Here is a 16,787-nt window from a genome sequence, read left to right as displayed (position 1 = left end):
ACAATATTAATTAGAGATTTACGACAAAGGCCCCTTCATCCGGAACCGAAAAGCAGCGCAAAGGTAGTTCGTTACAGGCATTTTTCCACTTCCGGATAAGGAAAGCTGCATTCGAAGCATCAAAAACCAGCTGATCGTATATAAAAAAATCCCGCAAACGCCTGATATCGACCTTTGAATTGTGTGACAATAAAATATAATTTATCCGGATGCGATTTTCCGGTGCCTTTACCGGCAGCACTCCCGCCAGCCGGAGGAACGTTTTTCCGCCCAAACAGAACAACTCACTTTTACGGCTATACGAGGAATCAACCGCACCGCGTTTGAAGTGCGGCAGCGTATCTTTTATCCTGTAGAAGGCATGGGCCGGCTGAATATAGCGTTGTATTAACGTTGCGCTGTCCGCATACAACGCGCTTCGCCGCCCGCGGATGTACTCGATAGCGGAAAGGCGTGGAGCATTGTAGATGATAATGCGGTGCTGCCGGGCTGCGGAAATGCGGATAACGGCCAGCCATCCGGCAAAAATGACCGCTGCGCCCAACATCCAGTAACACCCCGCTTTCCATTTCGCCAGGAGCCAGGCGCACAGCGCTATCGTGATGCCATACAGGCAAAAGGTCTGCAGGAGGTCCACATTAATGTCCCTGGTCACCGCACCCGGTACCCGGCCAATCGCTGCGATGACGGCATTCATCGCCATGATCCCCCAGCCCGTCAGCTTCCCGAGCCATGCGGCGATCAGCGGCAGGGAAGAAAAGCACAACAATAATATACCGCTGTACAACAGGATGGTCGCCATCGGCACGGCAATGATATTTGCCAGCAGAAAGAAATTCGGGAACTGATGGAAATAGAGCAGGCAGACGGGCCAGGTGAACACCTGCGCCGCCAGGGAAACCGCCATCATCTGCCATACCTTGTCCAGCCATTTGTTCCTGATCATCCACCAGTCATACACCGGCCGGTAACACAGCAAGATGCCCGCAACTGCCAGGAAAGACAGCTGGAAACCTGCATCCAGCAGAAAGTAAGGATTGTAGCAAAGCAGCAGGAAAGCGGCAGCGGCCAGTGTATTATAGATATTCGTATGCCGGGAGATCATCAGCTGCCCCACAGCAACCGTGGTAAACATCACGGCTGAACGTAATACGGAAGCGGAAGCCCCTGTAAGCAGTGAAAACGCCCAAAGCACAATGATAAGCAACAATGCCTTGACGATATTCATCCATCTTCTTTGCGGCAGCCACTGCAGCAGTTGCAATAGCGACATGTAGATCAGCCCCAGATGGAGACCCGAGATGGCGATGATATGCACAACGCCGGTATCGGTATAAGCCTGCACCACCTCTTTGTCCAGATCACCACGATATCCGATCATCAGCGCCTCCGCAATGCCATATTCCCCGGGATGCGGAATATAGGTCTTCAGCGTTTGCAGGCAATAATCCCTGGCCCTGAAAAGATGGTCCTGCAACCATTCCTTATCTGTGCCGGGAAGCTGCTGCCATTCGCGGCGTTGCAGCCAGGCCTGATGAAAAATGTTCCGGAAGCTGCAATACCTGCCATAGTCGAACTCTCCGGGATTACCCATGCTTTTGACCGGCCGCAATACGGTCTGTACCATCAGCCTGTCCCCATACTGCAAATCCGGTTCTTCCCGGAAATAAAGAAAAATGCGGCCGCGTACCGGCTTGCTTCCGGCATTTTTCAGGATAGCGGTAACCTCTGCTTCCGCTTTCCAGGACTTGTTCTTTTTCACGGGCGGCTCCCGAAGGGTGAGGATGAGGCGGGCGGAATCGTTGATATGATGACCGACCCAGTTGTGATGACGGCGGACATCGGCTCTTTGCATGAGCAGCAGACCGAAACAGGTAATGGCCAGCAACAGCAAGGCCCCGCGGATGTTACGCCATGCAAAGCGCCATTTGACCGGCAGGGGAACAAAACATCCTGCTAAAAAAAAGATCAGCAATAAGGGAATGAACGGAGGATGTGTAAACATTCCAATGATCATCCCGGTAAGTAGCGGTATGATCAAACGCAGGAAGGGCGCTCGTTTCCAAAGATTAACAAACATAACAAACAATGATTTTGCGTCATCAATTTAAAGAAAAAATCAATCCGCTGCGATGCTTGCCATAAAAAACGGCTGTACAAAATGTGGTGTTTCACATCTGTACAGCCGCTGCCGATAAATTTCAGCAAATTATTTACTCAGGTGCATGCTCCTTTCTTTATAGAGCGTTCTGAAGTAAGGATCTCTAAGGTCTTTGATAAAGCGGATGGCTTCACCGGTTGATTTCATTTCAGGTCCGAGCTCTTTGTTCACGCCCGGGAACTTGTTGAAAGAGAATACAGGTTCCTTGATGGCAAAACCTTTGAGGTTCTTCACGATCTTGAAGTCCGTCAGCTTGTTGGCGCCCAGCATTACTTTGGTGGCAATGTTGAGGTAAGGCACCTGGTAGGCTTTGGCGATGAACGGTGTGGTGCGGGATGCGCGCGGATTGGCTTCGATCACGAATACCTGTCCGTTCTTGATCGCGAACTGTATGTTGATCAGGCCGCGGATATCCAGCGCCCTGGCGATCTTTTCCGCGTAGTACTCCATGGTGGTCACGATCAGTGGGCCGAGGTTGAAGGCTGGCAGCACGGCATTGCTGTCCCCGCTGTGGATGCCCGCCGGCTCGATGTGTTCCATTACACCCATGACGTGGAAGTTCTCCCCGTCGAAGATCGCATCTATCTCGGCTTCCTGACAACGGTCCAGGAAGTGGTCGATCAGTATTTTGTTGCCGGGCAGATGCTTCAGCAGGCTCAGTACGGATTGTTCCAGTTCTTCTTCATTGATCACGATCCTCATGCGCTGACCGCCGAGCACGTAGGACGGGCGCACCAGTACGGGATAACCGACTTCTTTGGCCACCTCTATCGCATCATCGGTATTAAAGGCGGTGCCGTACTTAGGGTAGGGAATGCCCAGTTCCTTCAGCAGGTCGGAGAAGCGGCCGCGATCTTCTGCAATATCCATGTTATCGAAAGAAGTGCCGATGATCCTGATGCCCTTCTCTGTAAGGCGTTTGGCGAGTTTCAAAGCGGTCTGTCCACCCAGCTGTACGATCACGCCTACCGGTTTTTCCAGTTCAATGATCTCCCAGAGGTGTTCCCAGAACACCGGCTCGAAGTACAGTTTATCCGCCATATCAAAGTCTGTAGACACCGTTTCGGGGTTACAGTTCACCATAATGGCCTCATAACCGCATTCCTGGATGGCTTGCAGGCCGTGCGTGCAGCAGTAATCAAATTCTATCCCCTGGCCGATCCGGTTGGGGCCGGAGCCGAGTACGATCACTTTTTCTTTTTCTGTAGGGATACTTTCGTTCTGTGTATCGAAGGCGGAGTAGAAGTAGGGTGTTTTTGCTTCAAATTCGGCGCTGCAGGTATCCACCATTTTGTAGGTACGTACAATGCCTGCGGCTTTTCTTTTTTCGTACACTTCATCTTCTTCACAGTTGCCGAAGATCAGTGCCAGCTGTTTATCGGAGAAGCCCATTTGCTTGGCTTCTTTCAGCAGTCCCGTGGGAACGGAAGCCAGGTCGTGCTCCATCAGCTGTTTTTCGATGGTCACGATATCATTGATCTGGTGGAGGAACCAGCGGTCTATCTGTGTAGCCTGGTGCAGGGATTTTACGGACATCCCTTCCATCAGTGCGTCTTTGATACGGAAGATGCGGTCCCAGGTGGGGCGCTTCAGCTTTTCCACCAGCTGTTCGCTCTTCATGAGGGATTTGCCGTAGTAACCCAGACCAACAGCTTCGTTTTCGAGGCTCTGGCAGGCTTTCTGAATGGCTTCGGGGAAGGTGCGGCCGATGGCCATTACTTCACCAACGGATTTCATTTGCAGGCCGAGGGTATCGTCTGCGCCTTTGAATTTGTCGAAATTCCAGCGGGGCATTTTAACGATCACGTAGTCCAGCGCCGGCTCAAAGTATGCGGAGGTGGTTTTGGTGATCTGGTTGCTCAACTCATCCAGCGAGTAGCCGATGGCGAGCTTGGCCGCTATCTTGGCGATGGGATAACCGGTTGCTTTGGATGCAAGGGCGGAGGACCGGCTTACACGCGGGTTGATCTCGATCGCTATCAATTCTTCATTTTCAGGATTGAGGGCGAACTGAACGTTACAGCCGCCGGCGAAGTTGCCCAGCTGGCGCATCATAACGATCGCTTTGTTGCGCATATCCTGGTAGGCGGTATCGCTGAGGGTCATGGCCGGGGCCACGGTGATGGAGTCTCCGGTGTGGATGCCCATCGGGTCGAGGTTCTCCACGGTACAGATGATCACCACATTATCGTTCTTGTCCCGCAGCAGCTCCAGCTCATATTCTTTCCATCCCAGCACGGCCTTTTCCACCAGTACTTCATGGATGGGCGATGCTTTGAGGCCACGGTCGAGCGCTTCGTCCAGATCGTCCTTTGAATGTACGAATCCGCCGCCGGTACCGCCAAGGGTGAAGGAGGGGCGGATCACCAGCGGGAAACCGATCTCCTGGGCAAATTCCTTTCCTTCCAGGAAAGAGTTGGCCGTACGGGCAGGGGCTACCTGTATGCCCAGCTCTATCATCCACTGCCGGAACTGTTCCCGGTCTTCCGCCTTGTCTATGGCTTTAATATCCACACCAATGAGGCGAACGTTGTTTTTCTCCCATATGCCCAGCTCATCTACGTCCTTACAAAGATTGAGCGCAGTCTGGCCGCCCATGGTGGGCAACACCGCATCGATCTGGTTCTCTTCCAGTATCTGTTCAATACTTTCCACGGTAAGCGGCAGCAGGTACACCCTGTCAGCCATCATCGGGTCAGTCATGATCGTGGCCGGATTGGAATTGATCAATATCACTTTAATTCCTTCTTCCCGCAGCGAACGTGCTGCCTGGGAACCGGAATAGTCAAATTCGCAGGCCTGACCAATAATAATGGGACCGGAGCCAATAATAAGGACTGATTTGATAGAGGTGTCTTTGGGCATCTTTTTTTATTAGCTATTGATAATGAAAAACCATGCGACTCTTACTGTCCTGATCGGACAAAAAAATCGTGCAAAATTACGGGAATAATTGGTTTTTAAGGAGATTAAATTTAAAAAAAGTGCCCGGAAGGATCGTATATATAACGATATATGTTTATTCGGTGGCGTAAATGTACACCAGTTTCCACTGCCCGTCAATTTTCTGGAACTCGAAATCCTCAATGGTGGCCGAATCGTCGGAAAGCAGGGAGAGGTCGTTCTCGTTCAGGGTTTTTCTCGCCCTGAGCAGTTCATATTTGTTATGATATGTTTCATTGACGGGGAGGTTGAGGTAGATGGTAAAAAACTTCCCGAACTCTTCCTTGCGAATGGTCTGAACGGAGGTATCTGCAGGGTTCTTTTCCACCACCAGCGGAAATTCGATGTACTCGCTGATGGTTTGGAAGTCCTTCTGTACGATGGCCGTGTAAAGTTTCTTCCAGAAGTTTTCAAATTCCTTTAAAGCAGGATCGGGGCCTTGCGCTTTCCCGCCCAGGAGGAGCAGGCACATGATGAGGGATAATAAGCCGCGTTTCATAGTCACAGGAATAAGTGGTTACAGATATATTATTGCTAATATATGTAAATTATTCGTTTTTTGACAGCCTTTTTTCCCGCAGCGGAAAAAAGTGGCTATTTAATAGCTGATAATGAGTCGGTCCCGGGGGTTTCTATCTGTGTGATGCGCTTTTCAAGGGATTTTATGATTTTATCCTGGTTGATCATGTAGAGGGTCATTTCTTCCATTTTTTGGAGGAGGAGCCTGTTTATTTCGCCGATGTCCTGCCCATCCGTTGCTACCTGTGCCGCGGAGGGAACGCCGGGGAGGTGGTGATGGGTGGTGACGAAAGCTTCTACTTCGGCCAGTGAGGGCAACTTGTATTCTTCTTTGAACACATAGTCCGGCCAGTTGGCGGCGGCGGTGCTGACTTTTACTTTTTTGGCGAGGATATCGCCGTTTACGGCGAGGGAGGCCTGGGGGTTGAGGGTGCCGATGCCGACTTTATCATGGAAATAAGCGGTGGCACTGCCGCTTGTGAACATCACTCTCTTATGTTCGGCAAACGCGGCGACCGTTTGTACTGCCGGCGACGAATACAAAGTGGCGGCATAATACTCTCCCGCTGTGATACTTGTTCTGTCCATGCTAAACAGCTGTCCGGTTGCTTCTGCCTCTGCATACCATAAGGTATAGTACCCGGCGTCAAGATAAATATCTTTATAATAATTTTCACCGCCACCCGCAGAGCTGCCGGCAGAAGTTTGAGGGCCGAGCGTTATTCGTACATGATCAGTACCGGGACCGTAGGAGGTAATACAATAACTGTTGGCAAAGTTCGGCCCATTCATGATCATGTACTCCGCATAACCCGCGCGATACCATTTGCTCCTCAGCTTTATTTTGATTGTGCTGTAATATCCCCATTGGATAGCATTGTAATAAATACGGCCAATGGTATAGCGTTCTGACGGTTCTCCATTAACGCCAAAAGCCACGCCATTCCAGTTATAGGTCACGGTTTGCGCAAATAAAGAAATTGATGCAAAGAAGCAAAGGAAGATCAGGCCAACGATTCTTTTTTTCATAGATAATAGCGATGTGGGTTAAGAGAGATAACAATATAAATATATACGTATTTCGGAAAGAATACTTTTTCCCAATCCCGAAAGTTATTTTCCTGATCGGCGGCCACTAATTGATGAAAGCCTGCTAACTTGCAGCCATCGTTCATCCTTTCTATGTTAACAACAACCCTTACATTCCTTACCTGTGACAACCCTGAAGATGCTGTTGCTCCCGCAATGGCATCTTAGTTTCAGGAAGTGCCGGACTGCAGTTGTTCTTTTAATCTGGACAGTTCTATGAGCACTTTATTGTGATCTTCCAGCAGCTTGTAGTATTTGTCCTTCCAGCTTTCCACTTCCTGCAAAGGATCGCCGCCATCATTTACCCGCGCGTTGCCAAGGAACTCCTTTTGTGTCATATCCAGCGCGAGGCAGACCTTCTTAAGCTGTTCCGGGGTGAAAGCAGCTTTATCCAGCAGGTTATACAAGGCCCGGCGGCTTAGTCCCATCCTTTCCGCCAGTTTTGTTTTATTCAGCCCTTTTTCATCTATCAGTGTCCCAAGCCGCTGGCCGTGGTGGAGATCATTGGCAGCGGGAGCGGGTTTCCGGGGGTTGGACCAGGCATAGAATTCCTCCAGGGTAATGCCAAGCAACGTGCAAAACTCCAGCAACGTAGCCCGTTTAATGGCCTCCTGGCGGAAATAATAATGGGCTATCTGGTTCGAAAAACCTGCGATGTCAGCAAAGGCAAGGATTTTCATCTTCTTGTCCCTCACTATTTGTTTCAATCGTGCGCCTTCGTGAATAATATTTTTGGAGACAGCTTCCACTGTAAATAAATTTTGTTATACTTGTACTGAATGTCAATGTATTGTATGATGATCTCTATATCAATATAACATTTTAATTGACATTTGGAGAATCGTATTTTAAAAATGATAAAATTTCTATCAAATGCGAGCAAAGAAACTTTCATCCTCAAACCTCCTCATGGAAACACATGCAGGGTTAATCCAACTGCCCAGAATCTTCCGGGAAAGCGTCTGTGAAGAATGCGGCTGGAGCGAGGCTACATTCTACCGGAAAGCCAAAGGGGAAAACAGCTTTTCCAATGCAGAAAAGGATAAGATCCTGGCCGTGGCGGATACCCTGCTGAAGAACATCCAGGAACAGAACAGCAAACACAGGGGGCGCTCCTGACACAATTGCGTAAATAGCCCTTCCACTATGAACAACAAAGCACCATTGCGTAAACCTTGAAAGCATGCAAACCATCAAGCCATCTCCCCTCCGGGAAGAACAATTGCGGAATATCATCGCCCGATTCATTCATCAGCTTTATGAAAGCGGAGGTGAGGCCATCCGCCACGTAACCATCACCCTTCATGGCAAACCGGAACATTTCTGCGATACCCGACGCATTAATGCCATTGCCGTCAAAAAGATCCAGGGCATCACCACCCTCTCCTACCAGGATTTTGAAGTGAACGCCCCAATTCCCAGTACCGTTACCCTGGTTGCCGCGGAAAACGAAAACCAACCGGTCTGAACCCCCGGATCATCAAAAACCACACATCCCCCCTACCTTATGGTAAGCTAAAAAGCGATATGCTTTTTAGCTTTTTTGTGGTTCCAGACAGTGAACTAAATTTTTCTTTATAAAACTAAATATTTAGTTTTATAAAAATTTGAGCGATGCGCTGTACCCGTTTTCTCCTGATATTGCTCCTGCCGGCCAGTATTGTTATGGGCCAGGCACAGGATAGTATAGACAAGCCGCTGCTGATGGACTATTTCCAGGAACAGCAGTATGACCTGGCCATCCGGTACCTGGAAGGCATAAAGCCCCGGGAAGCATACGGGCTGGGATTGCTGGCCAACGCCTATTACCAGAACGGGCAGTTCCCGCAGGCGGAAAAATACTATCACCTGGTACTGGAAAAGGATTCCAGCCACATCCAGGCGCATCAGCACCTCGGGAATATCGCCAGGCAACAGCAACAACCGGTAGTGGCTTTCGGGCATTTTACAAAACTGGTAGCGCTACGGCCGCACAATGCAGCCTATTATAAACAGCTGAGCCGTGTGTGCGAAAACATCGTCGGATTGCAGGACACGGCTTTCCATTTCCTGCGGCGGGCATACGAGCTGAATCCGAAAGATGTATCCGTAGTCACCTCCATGGCTTCGGAACTGATGCTGCAAAAGAAAAATGCAGCAGCGGACAGTGTGCTGAAAGCTTATTATGCAATTGACAGCAGCCAGGTGAGCGTGATCGTGCAAATGGTGAAGCTTTCCTTCCTGGAAAAGCAATACGGAGAAGCGGCAATATACGGTGAGCGCCTGCTGAGCACCAATACCGTGGAGCCTATGGCCTGCATTTATCTGGCGGCGGCTTACCTTCAAATGAAAAAGTATGACAGCTGCATCCGCGTGCACGACCGGATGGTCACCATCGCGCAGGCAGCGCCGGAATCCGTCATGTATTACGCCGCCGTGGCCTATGCAGCGCTCGGCCGGTATGACCAGAGCAACCAGATGTACATGGCCTGCATCGACATGGCGAAGTCAAAAAACCTGGATTCCTACTACGCGGGCATGGCGGATAATTTTGAGCAGATGAAACAGTACAAAAATGCTATCGCCCACTACGATACGGCCTATTACCTGTTCAAAGATCCAATGCGGCTATATGGTATCGGCAGAATATATGATCAGTCCCTCCGCGACCCGCTGAAGGCCAAAAGGCACTACCAGCAGTACCTGAAAGTGGCCAAACCGGAAGGTAAGAACGAAACTTCCATCCATGCATATGTAAAAGAAAGGGTAAAAACGCTGTAAACACAACTATGGATACGATCCTGCTAATCCCGGCACTCAAAAGGCCGGGATTAATTTTTTTACAATCATCCGGTGCGCAAATTCGATAATCTTCAATCATAAATCATTAAATTTAAGCCCCGTTAAAAAAACTGTATAAACTCTTTAAATCTAATTGGGAATCATGTCGTACCCATACCAACTCAGCAATTTCGATGAATATCAGCAAGCATGGCAGCACAGTGTAACAGACCCGGAAGGATTTTGGGCGGATGTGGCGGACCATTTTTACTGGCGCCGCAAATGGGACAAAGTGCTGGAATGGAATTTCAAGGACCCGGATGTAAAATGGTTCACGGGCGCGAAACTCAACATTACGGAAAACTGCCTGGACAGGCATCTCGGTACACTTGGCAACCAGCCGGCGATCATCTGGGAGCCGAACGATCCGGAAGAAAGGCATCGTATTCTTACCTACCGGGAATTGTATAATAAAGTCTGCCAGTTCGCCAACGTGCTGAAGAATAACGGCGTAAAGAAGGGAGACCGGGTATGTATCTATATGGGAATGATCCCGGAACTGGCGATCGCCGTACTGGCCTGCGCGCGCGTGGGCGCCATCCATTCTGTGGTGTTCGGCGGTTTCAGCGCCCAGTCCATTGCCGACCGCATACAGGATGCTCAGGCCAGCCTCGTGATCACATGCGACGGCGCTTACCGCGGTGGTAAGGACATTCCGCTGAAATCTGTGATAGATGATGCGCTAATGGCCTGCCCATCCGTAAAAAAGGTCATCGTCTGCACCCGCACCCGCACCCCTGTGAGCATGCTGAAAGGCCGCGATGTGTGGTGGGAAGACGAGATCAAGCAAGTGGAGACCATGGGCAACCCACCGGCGCCGGCTGAAGAGATGGACGCCGAGGATACCCTTTTCATCCTCTACACTTCCGGCTCCACAGGCAAACCCAAAGGGGTGGTGCATACCTGCGGAGGCTATATGGTATATGCCAACTATACTTTCATCAATACTTTCCAGTATAAACCAGGACAGGTGTATTTCTGCACGGCAGACATCGGCTGGATCACGGGGCACAGCTATATCGTGTACGGGCCGCTGAGCGCCGGGGCAACAACAGTGCTGTTCGAAGGCATTCCCACCTATCCGGATGCGGGGCGCTTCTGGGATATTGTAGACAAATTCAGGGTGAACGTGCTATACACCGCCCCCACCGCTATCCGCAGCCTGATGGGATTTGGCCTGGGACCGGTAAACCACAAGGACCTCAGTTCGCTGACCACCCTGGGCACTGTGGGTGAACCGATCAACGAGGAAGCCTGGCATTGGTATAAAGATCAGATCGGCAAAGGCAAAGCCCCCATCACGGATACCTGGTGGCAAACAGAGACGGGGGGCATTATGATCGCGCCACTGGCAGGCATTACGAAAGAAAAACCCGGTTACGCCACCTTGCCGCTGCCCGGTATCCAACCCATTCTTGTTGACGAAAATGGCAAGGAAATAGAAGGTAACGGCGTGAACGGCAACCTCTGCATCAAGTTCCCCTGGCCGGGCATGCTCCGCACCACCTACGGCGATCATGAGCGCTGCAGGACCACTTATTTTGCGACCTACGAAAACCTTTACTTCACGGGCGACGGCTGCCTTCGTGATGAAGACGGCTATTACCGCATCACCGGACGGGTGGATGATGTACTGAACGTCAGCGGCCACCGCATCGGCACCGCCGAAGTGGAGAATGCCATTAACATGCACGCCGGCGTTGTGGAAAGCGCAGTAGTCGGATTTCCCCACGACATCAAAGGGCAGGGCATCTATGCATTCGTCATTACTGAAAGGAAACATCACGATCTGGAACTGACAAAGAAGGATATTATCCAGACCGTTTCGCGCATCATCGGCCCGATCGCGAAGCCGGACAAGATACAGTTCGTTTCGGGCCTGCCCAAAACACGCTCGGGCAAGATCATGCGGCGCATTCTGCGCAAGATAGCGGAAGGAGAACTGGATAATCTCGGTGATACCTCAACGCTGCTTGATCCCGCGGTGGTAGAAGAAATAAAACAGGGAAAGCTGTAGGAGAATTCCTGTCAGCTTGCTTGTACATCACAATCCCGGTAGCTGCTGGCTGCCGGGATTTTTTATGTGGCTGCGGACGCTTACGGGCGGATCACCACCGGTGTGCCAACGATCACAACATTGTACAGCTCGTTGACATCGCTGTTCTTCATGCTCACACAGCCCAGCGTCCAGTTGATCCGCTGATCCACATAATTATCCCGGATACCGGCTGCGGGCTCCACACCGTGTATGCCGATGCCACCACCGATATCCGCCCCCTTGCCGATCAGGCCCCTTGCCTGGCGTTGCTGAAAACGCTGATACGATTCGGCATTCGGATAATCGAGCAGCAGGAAACGGCTCCAGCGATTATCTACCCGCTTGGCGCGGATGCGGAAAGTACCGTTGGGCGTACGGCGGTCGCCCTGCATGAATTTGTCGGAAACATCACGGTTGCCGAACACCACCTTGTATATCTTTAACAGGGTGGCATCTTCGTACAGATACATACGGTAATCGCTTTTATCTACCAGGAGAAAGACCTTTTCCGCGTCGATGGCGGAAGGGTTAAGACGTACACTGTACAGGTCCACCGCGTTGTGCTCAAACGCGAATAAAGGTAACAAGATGATAAGGAAACAATAGCGCCACATTTGCCCGGAGGTTTTTCAAGAAGAATTAACGGCAGGAAGAGCGGGAATATTGTCTGGCACAAAAAAGGGGCGCATCACGAATCTGATGCGCCCCTTTTTCTTTATGATTATAACGATCAATACCCGAAGATCTCCTCCAGCGACACTTTCTGTACCTCGCCATATTGTTTCAGATCTTCCGGCTTCAAGCGGCTCTCCGATGCCAGGATGCAATAGGAATAAGGTTTTCCGGCAATATTTTGCTGGTGAAGCTGTTTGATGTCGTCAAACGTCAGTTTGTCAATGCTTTCGTACACGCTTTTGCGGATGTCTTTATCCAGGCCGAGCTTTTGCGCGCTCAGGTAGCTGAAGATAATGCCGTCCTGCGTAATGCGTTCTGTTTCAATATCTTTTTTCATGCTGCTGCGCGCGGTCTCAAAGGCTTTTTCCGACTGCGGCAGTGCGTTGAGCAATTCGTTCATTCCCGCGATGGCTTCATTTACCTTATCTGCCTGGCTGCCGACATAGGCCATGATCGCGTACCGGTCATTCTTCTTGTTGGGCGCCGCATAATAGGCATAAGTGGAATAGGCCAGCGCCTTCGATTCCCGGATGGTCTGGAACACAATGGAACCCATACCGCCACCGAAATAGTTGTTGAAAAGGTTTACCACAGCGGTGTGGGAGGGGTCGTAAGGATTGCCGTTGCGTACCCAGCTTACCTCGGCCTGCACCATATCATAGTCCGCAAAATATACCTTGCTGGCAGCTTGCGTTGTTTTTTCGAATTGCTGTGCAACCGGATATGCCTTGAAAGAGGAAGGCACATGATGCAGCCGTTTCACTGCGGCGGATGCTGCGGAAAGGGACTGCGGCCCATAGTAGATCACTGTATGCCGGTAAGCGGGGAGGTCGTGCAGCAATGCTGCCAATTCGGCTGCAGTTACGGCTTCCAGCTCCTCGTTGCTCAACTGGTTGTTGAACGGGTTCCTGGGGCCGTAGGTGGCATAAGAACGCAGGCCGTTAAGTATCTGCCCTTTGTTGAGCTTGTTGTCTGCCCTTTGTTTGAGTATCCGGTTGCGGAATCCATCCAGCACAGCCTCATCCGCTTTGCAGTTCAGCAAAAGGTGATCGAACAGTTCAACGGCTTTGTCAAAATTCTCCTGAAGGCCGGAAATGGATATGGTGGTTTCCTCAGATCCCGCGGCGATATTGAATGAGCAGGCGATGTTGTAAAACTGCTTGCTGATCTCTTCAGATGAATATTTGTCCGTTCCCAGAAACTGCAGGTATTGTGCGGCCAGCGGCAGCTTCTTGTTGCTCCAGGCGCCCATGTCGAAACGATAGTAAAGCCGAAAGAGGCTGTTGTCCTTGTTCTGCACATACAGCATATCCGCATGGCCGGCCTTCCCTTTCTGAATGTCCTTGCTGTAATCCAGCCACTGGGGTTTTACGGGAGTAGCAGGCATGGCGGAAACCGTTCTCAGGAATTCGGACTGCGCATCACGGTTCACTTCTACCGGGGTGATCGGTGGTTTGTCTACTTTTTCAATGTCTTTATCTTCTCCTTTGCGTTTGTAAAGCAGTACATAATTGTCGACCAGGTATTCATTGGCAAATGCTACGATCTGCTGTTTCGTTACTTTACCCATGTCATCGATATACGCTACGTCGTGCAGCCAGTTTTCGCCGCGGTGTTTGATGAAGGCGTCCATCAGGCTGTTGGCACGATTGCCGTTGCTTTCGAGGCCCTGTATCTCGTAGAGTTTGAAATTATTGACAATGGCGGTGATCAGGGTTTCATCGAATTCGCCCTTGCGGAGGATATCCAGCTGCCCCAGCAGGAGATCTTTCACTTCGTCCAGCGACTGGCCCTGTTTGGCGCGGCCGCTCAGTGCAAATACGGTATAATCTTTCCAGGGCAGTGTGCTCACGCCAGCGCCGAGGACTTTCTGTTGTTTGTTCAGGTTCAGATCAAGCAGGCCGGCTTTGCCATTGGACAGGATCTGGGAGATCACCGTCAGCATAACGGCATTTTTCGTATCCAGCGCTCCGGGCATGCGGAAGGCGAGGTTCACATTCTCCGCATCAGGACCAAACACCTCTTTCACGATCGGCGCGGTGATGGGCGCTTCCACGGGTGCTTTGTATTCCTGCACCGGTTTCGGCTGCATATAGCTGAACTTTTCGTCGATGCGCCGGATGACATAATCCGGATCAAAATCCCCGGCAAATATGATGGCCATGTTATTGGGCACATAATACTCGTTGTAGAATTTGCGAATGGCTTTCAGGGAAGGATTCTTCAGATGCTCCACTGTGCCGATGGTGGATTGCTGCCCGTAGTTGTGGGTAGGGAAAAGCGTTTCCAGCATCTTTTCATACATTCTGCGGCCGTCATTGTCCAGCCCCCGGTTCTTTTCTTCGTACACGGCTTCCAGCTCCGTGTGGAAGATGCGGAATTGCGGATCGCGGAAGCGCTCGGCTTGTACGGAGAGGAACTTGTCAATGGAATTGGAGGGGATATCTTCTTCGTACACCGTTTCTTCCACCCAGGTATGGGCATTGGTCCCCTGTGCGCCCATGTTGGACATCATCTTGTCGTATTCATTGGCGATGGCATATTTGGCGGCCAGGCCGGAAACGCTGTCAATCTGCCTGTACAGCCCTTTGCGCAGTTCCGGGTCCGTGGTCTGGTTGTAGGTGTCGTAAAGCCCCTCAATCTGGTCGAGGTACGGCTTTTCCTTTGCCCAGTCCAGCGATCCGTATTGGGCCGTGCCTTTGAACAGCAGGTGCTCCAGGTAATGTGCCAGGCCTGTATGGTCCTTCGGGTCGCTGTTGCTGCCGGCACGTATGCCAATCAGGGTCTGGATGCGGGGTTCCTTTTTGTTCACACTGAATATAACGGTAAGCCCGTTCTTCAGGGTGTAATAGCGCGCCTGCATCGGGTCTCCGGTAACGTAGCGGTAGGTATAACCGCCGGAGGTGGCTTCCTTCCACTCGTATCTGCCCTGGGCGGAGATTTGCAGGGTAGCGGTAAGGAACAGGAATAAAAAGAGTTTGAATGGTCTCATATGGCTGGGTTGAAATGTTGTGTTTACACCAAATATAAAAATGCTACGGCACATTCGTGCAGCAGGCGGCAAGTTTTATCCGGATGAAGCGGCTAAATCGAAATAGCTGTGACGGATTGTTTATCAGGAGGGGTTGAGTGAGATGCAATGGAATGGCGGGGAGAAGCACCGAAACCGGGTTTACCGGTATAAAAGGCTCAGGGTAGCCAGGCGTTTGGCGGCGAGGGGGCCTTTAGCGGCAACAAAACCGGAATCTGTCTTGACATACAATACATGATAATGGCCGGTTACAAAGTAATTGTGGTTGCCGCGGTAGGCCTGGAACAGGCTGTCGTTCATATACACCATGGCTTCGGTTGCAGCCGGAGCTGGCAGGACGCGCATGGTACCGGGAATGGAAACATCATTTGAAGGGCTGGCCGGGGCCGGGGTTTCCGGTAGTTTGATATCGCTGGCATGGATAAATATGATCGCACTTACAACAGCTACAAATGTCAGGATTGAACGCATACTGGTCAGGATTTGGTTGTGTACAGTTTTTATAGGATAAATGAACGGGGGGAAATGTTACCCCCTGGAATGTTGATTCTGTCCTAAAGTTGCTTCTTTTTTTTCTAAAATCCATTAAAACGGAACCCTACAGCAAACGGATATTGCTCCAGGCCATAGTCATGCAAAGGCGTCAGCGCGAAGTTGCTGTACAGCTTTATGGGGCCGTAGGCGATCTCCCCCGTGAGGCCAAAGCGCCATTTGTTCAGGTTGAAATCGTCTGTACGCCGCACTTTCCCTCTTTCCTCGCTCACTTGTTTGGTACGGGATTTCAGCAAATATCCGCCTGAAAAACCAAGGCTCAGCTCAAATGACCGGCCGGGGCGTGCAGGATTGGAGTTAAAATTGAGCATTACGGGGATGGTCAGGTATTGCGCGAACAGTTTATTCTTTGAAAACTCGATCGAATCCCGGATAATGGTGGTGGGGTAGCCCGGCACATAGCTGATGCTGCGGGCATACCGGTAATTATTCATTTCCACCCCGAGGGCGTAGACGAGGTTCAGTTTATGCTTGTGAATGTTCAGCCGTTGCATCAGCAGCCAGATATTGAAGTTCATGGACTTGCCGGGGATCAGCTTGAACTCGGAGGGTGTCAGCGGTTCGCTGGCATTACGGGGCGCAAAGGTGTTCAGCGCTCCTCCGGAGTAATCGTACCTTTTGTCATTGGAGAGATAATCCGCGTAAACGGGGATGGCATTGGATTGCCCGGGGTAATAAAGGGACATGATCATCGCTGCGCTGTAGTCGCTGCGGTCCCGGTAATTATTGAACCCCACATCAAATACCAGCCAGCGGGTGTGAAGGTTCCTTTCCAGTTTCTTGCGGGCATAGGCGGTATCCTGGTAAGCTCTGAATATGCTTTTCCCGTTGGCGTCCTTGCCTTTTACCATGATCAGTCCCCTGATCTGTATCGTATCCAGCGCTGTCTGCTGGGCTTTAACACCCAGCGCCAGGATCACGGTAAGGAGAGTGAGTAAAATTTTATGCTTCATATGGCT

The 16,787-nt window shown here is 50.9% G+C and carries 13 protein-coding genes; 4 read left to right on the top strand and 9 right to left on the bottom strand.

Annotation, left to right across the window (positions count from 1 at the left end):
* Positions 1-10 precede the first annotated feature (10 nt).
* The 5 genes from FW415_RS05090 to FW415_RS05070 all read right to left on the bottom strand — a co-directional run bounded on the left by FW415_RS05090 (position 11) and on the right by FW415_RS05070 (position 7,392).
* Positions 11-2,080 carry a ComEC/Rec2 family competence protein gene (locus FW415_RS05090; protein WP_148383208.1) on the bottom strand — a complete coding sequence of 690 codons (2,070 nt, stop codon included), beginning with the start codon at positions 2,078-2,080 and terminating at the stop codon, positions 11-13.
* A gap of 129 nt (positions 2,081-2,209) precedes the next feature.
* A complete protein-coding gene (gene carB / locus FW415_RS05085) occupies positions 2,210-5,026 on the bottom strand; it encodes a carbamoyl-phosphate synthase large subunit (RefSeq protein WP_148383207.1) in 2,817 nt (938 codons plus the stop codon).
* A 154-nt stretch (positions 5,027-5,180) separates the two neighbouring features.
* Positions 5,181-5,603 (bottom strand): hypothetical protein, encoded by a 423-nt coding sequence (locus FW415_RS05080; RefSeq protein WP_148383206.1) that lies wholly within the window; start codon positions 5,601-5,603, stop codon positions 5,181-5,183.
* A 95-nt stretch (positions 5,604-5,698) separates the two neighbouring features.
* Positions 5,699-6,652 carry a tail fiber protein gene (locus FW415_RS05075; protein ID WP_148383205.1) on the bottom strand — a complete coding sequence of 318 codons (954 nt, stop codon included), beginning with the start codon at positions 6,650-6,652 and terminating at the stop codon, positions 5,699-5,701.
* Positions 6,653-6,882: 230 nt separating this feature from the next.
* Complete coding sequence (locus tag FW415_RS05070; RefSeq protein ID WP_148383204.1) at positions 6,883-7,392, bottom strand: helix-turn-helix domain-containing protein; 510 nt, start codon at positions 7,390-7,392, stop codon at positions 6,883-6,885.
* Between the two features lie 229 nt (positions 7,393-7,621).
* Between FW415_RS05070 and FW415_RS05065 the strand changes: the two genes are divergently transcribed.
* The 4 genes from FW415_RS05065 (at position 7,622) to acs (ending at position 11,549) form a co-directional block, all read left to right on the top strand.
* Positions 7,622-7,831, top strand: coding sequence for a hypothetical protein (locus FW415_RS05065; RefSeq protein ID WP_148383203.1), 210 nt, complete (start codon positions 7,622-7,624; stop codon positions 7,829-7,831).
* Between the two features lie 64 nt (positions 7,832-7,895).
* A complete protein-coding gene (locus tag FW415_RS05060; protein WP_148383202.1) occupies positions 7,896-8,180 on the top strand; it encodes a hypothetical protein in 285 nt (94 codons plus the stop codon).
* 146 nt (positions 8,181-8,326) lie between these two features.
* Positions 8,327-9,472, top strand: coding sequence for a tetratricopeptide repeat protein (locus FW415_RS05055; RefSeq protein WP_148383201.1), 1,146 nt, complete (start codon positions 8,327-8,329; stop codon positions 9,470-9,472).
* Between the two features lie 163 nt (positions 9,473-9,635).
* Positions 9,636-11,549 carry an acetate--CoA ligase gene (gene acs / locus FW415_RS05050; protein WP_148383200.1) on the top strand — a complete coding sequence of 638 codons (1,914 nt, stop codon included), beginning with the start codon at positions 9,636-9,638 and terminating at the stop codon, positions 11,547-11,549.
* Positions 11,550-11,629: 80 nt separating this feature from the next.
* Here the strand turns inward: acs and FW415_RS05045 are convergent, their stop codons facing one another.
* The 4 genes from FW415_RS05045 to FW415_RS05030 all read right to left on the bottom strand — a co-directional run bounded on the left by FW415_RS05045 (position 11,630) and on the right by FW415_RS05030 (position 16,781).
* The gene (locus FW415_RS05045; protein ID WP_168208672.1) at positions 11,630-12,157 is read right to left on the bottom strand and encodes a murein L,D-transpeptidase family protein; all 528 of its coding nucleotides are present in this window, start codon (positions 12,155-12,157) and stop codon (positions 11,630-11,632) included.
* A gap of 143 nt (positions 12,158-12,300) precedes the next feature.
* Positions 12,301-15,237 carry a pitrilysin family protein gene (locus FW415_RS05040; protein WP_148383198.1) on the bottom strand — a complete coding sequence of 979 codons (2,937 nt, stop codon included), beginning with the start codon at positions 15,235-15,237 and terminating at the stop codon, positions 12,301-12,303.
* A 180-nt stretch (positions 15,238-15,417) separates the two neighbouring features.
* Positions 15,418-15,747, bottom strand: a complete 330-nt coding sequence (locus FW415_RS05035; protein ID WP_148383197.1) for a hypothetical protein — start codon at positions 15,745-15,747, stop codon at positions 15,418-15,420.
* 104 nt (positions 15,748-15,851) lie between these two features.
* On the bottom strand, positions 15,852-16,781 hold the full coding sequence (locus tag FW415_RS05030; RefSeq protein WP_148383196.1) for an outer membrane beta-barrel protein: 930 nt from the start codon (positions 16,779-16,781) through the stop codon (positions 15,852-15,854).
* Between the last annotated feature and the right edge of the window lie 6 nt (positions 16,782-16,787).

The sequence above is a fragment of the Chitinophaga sp. XS-30 genome (genome assembly GCF_008086345.1).
Taxonomy (GTDB): Bacteria; Bacteroidota; Bacteroidia; order Chitinophagales; family Chitinophagaceae; genus Chitinophaga.
This window is presented reverse-complemented; position numbering and strand designations above follow the sequence as displayed.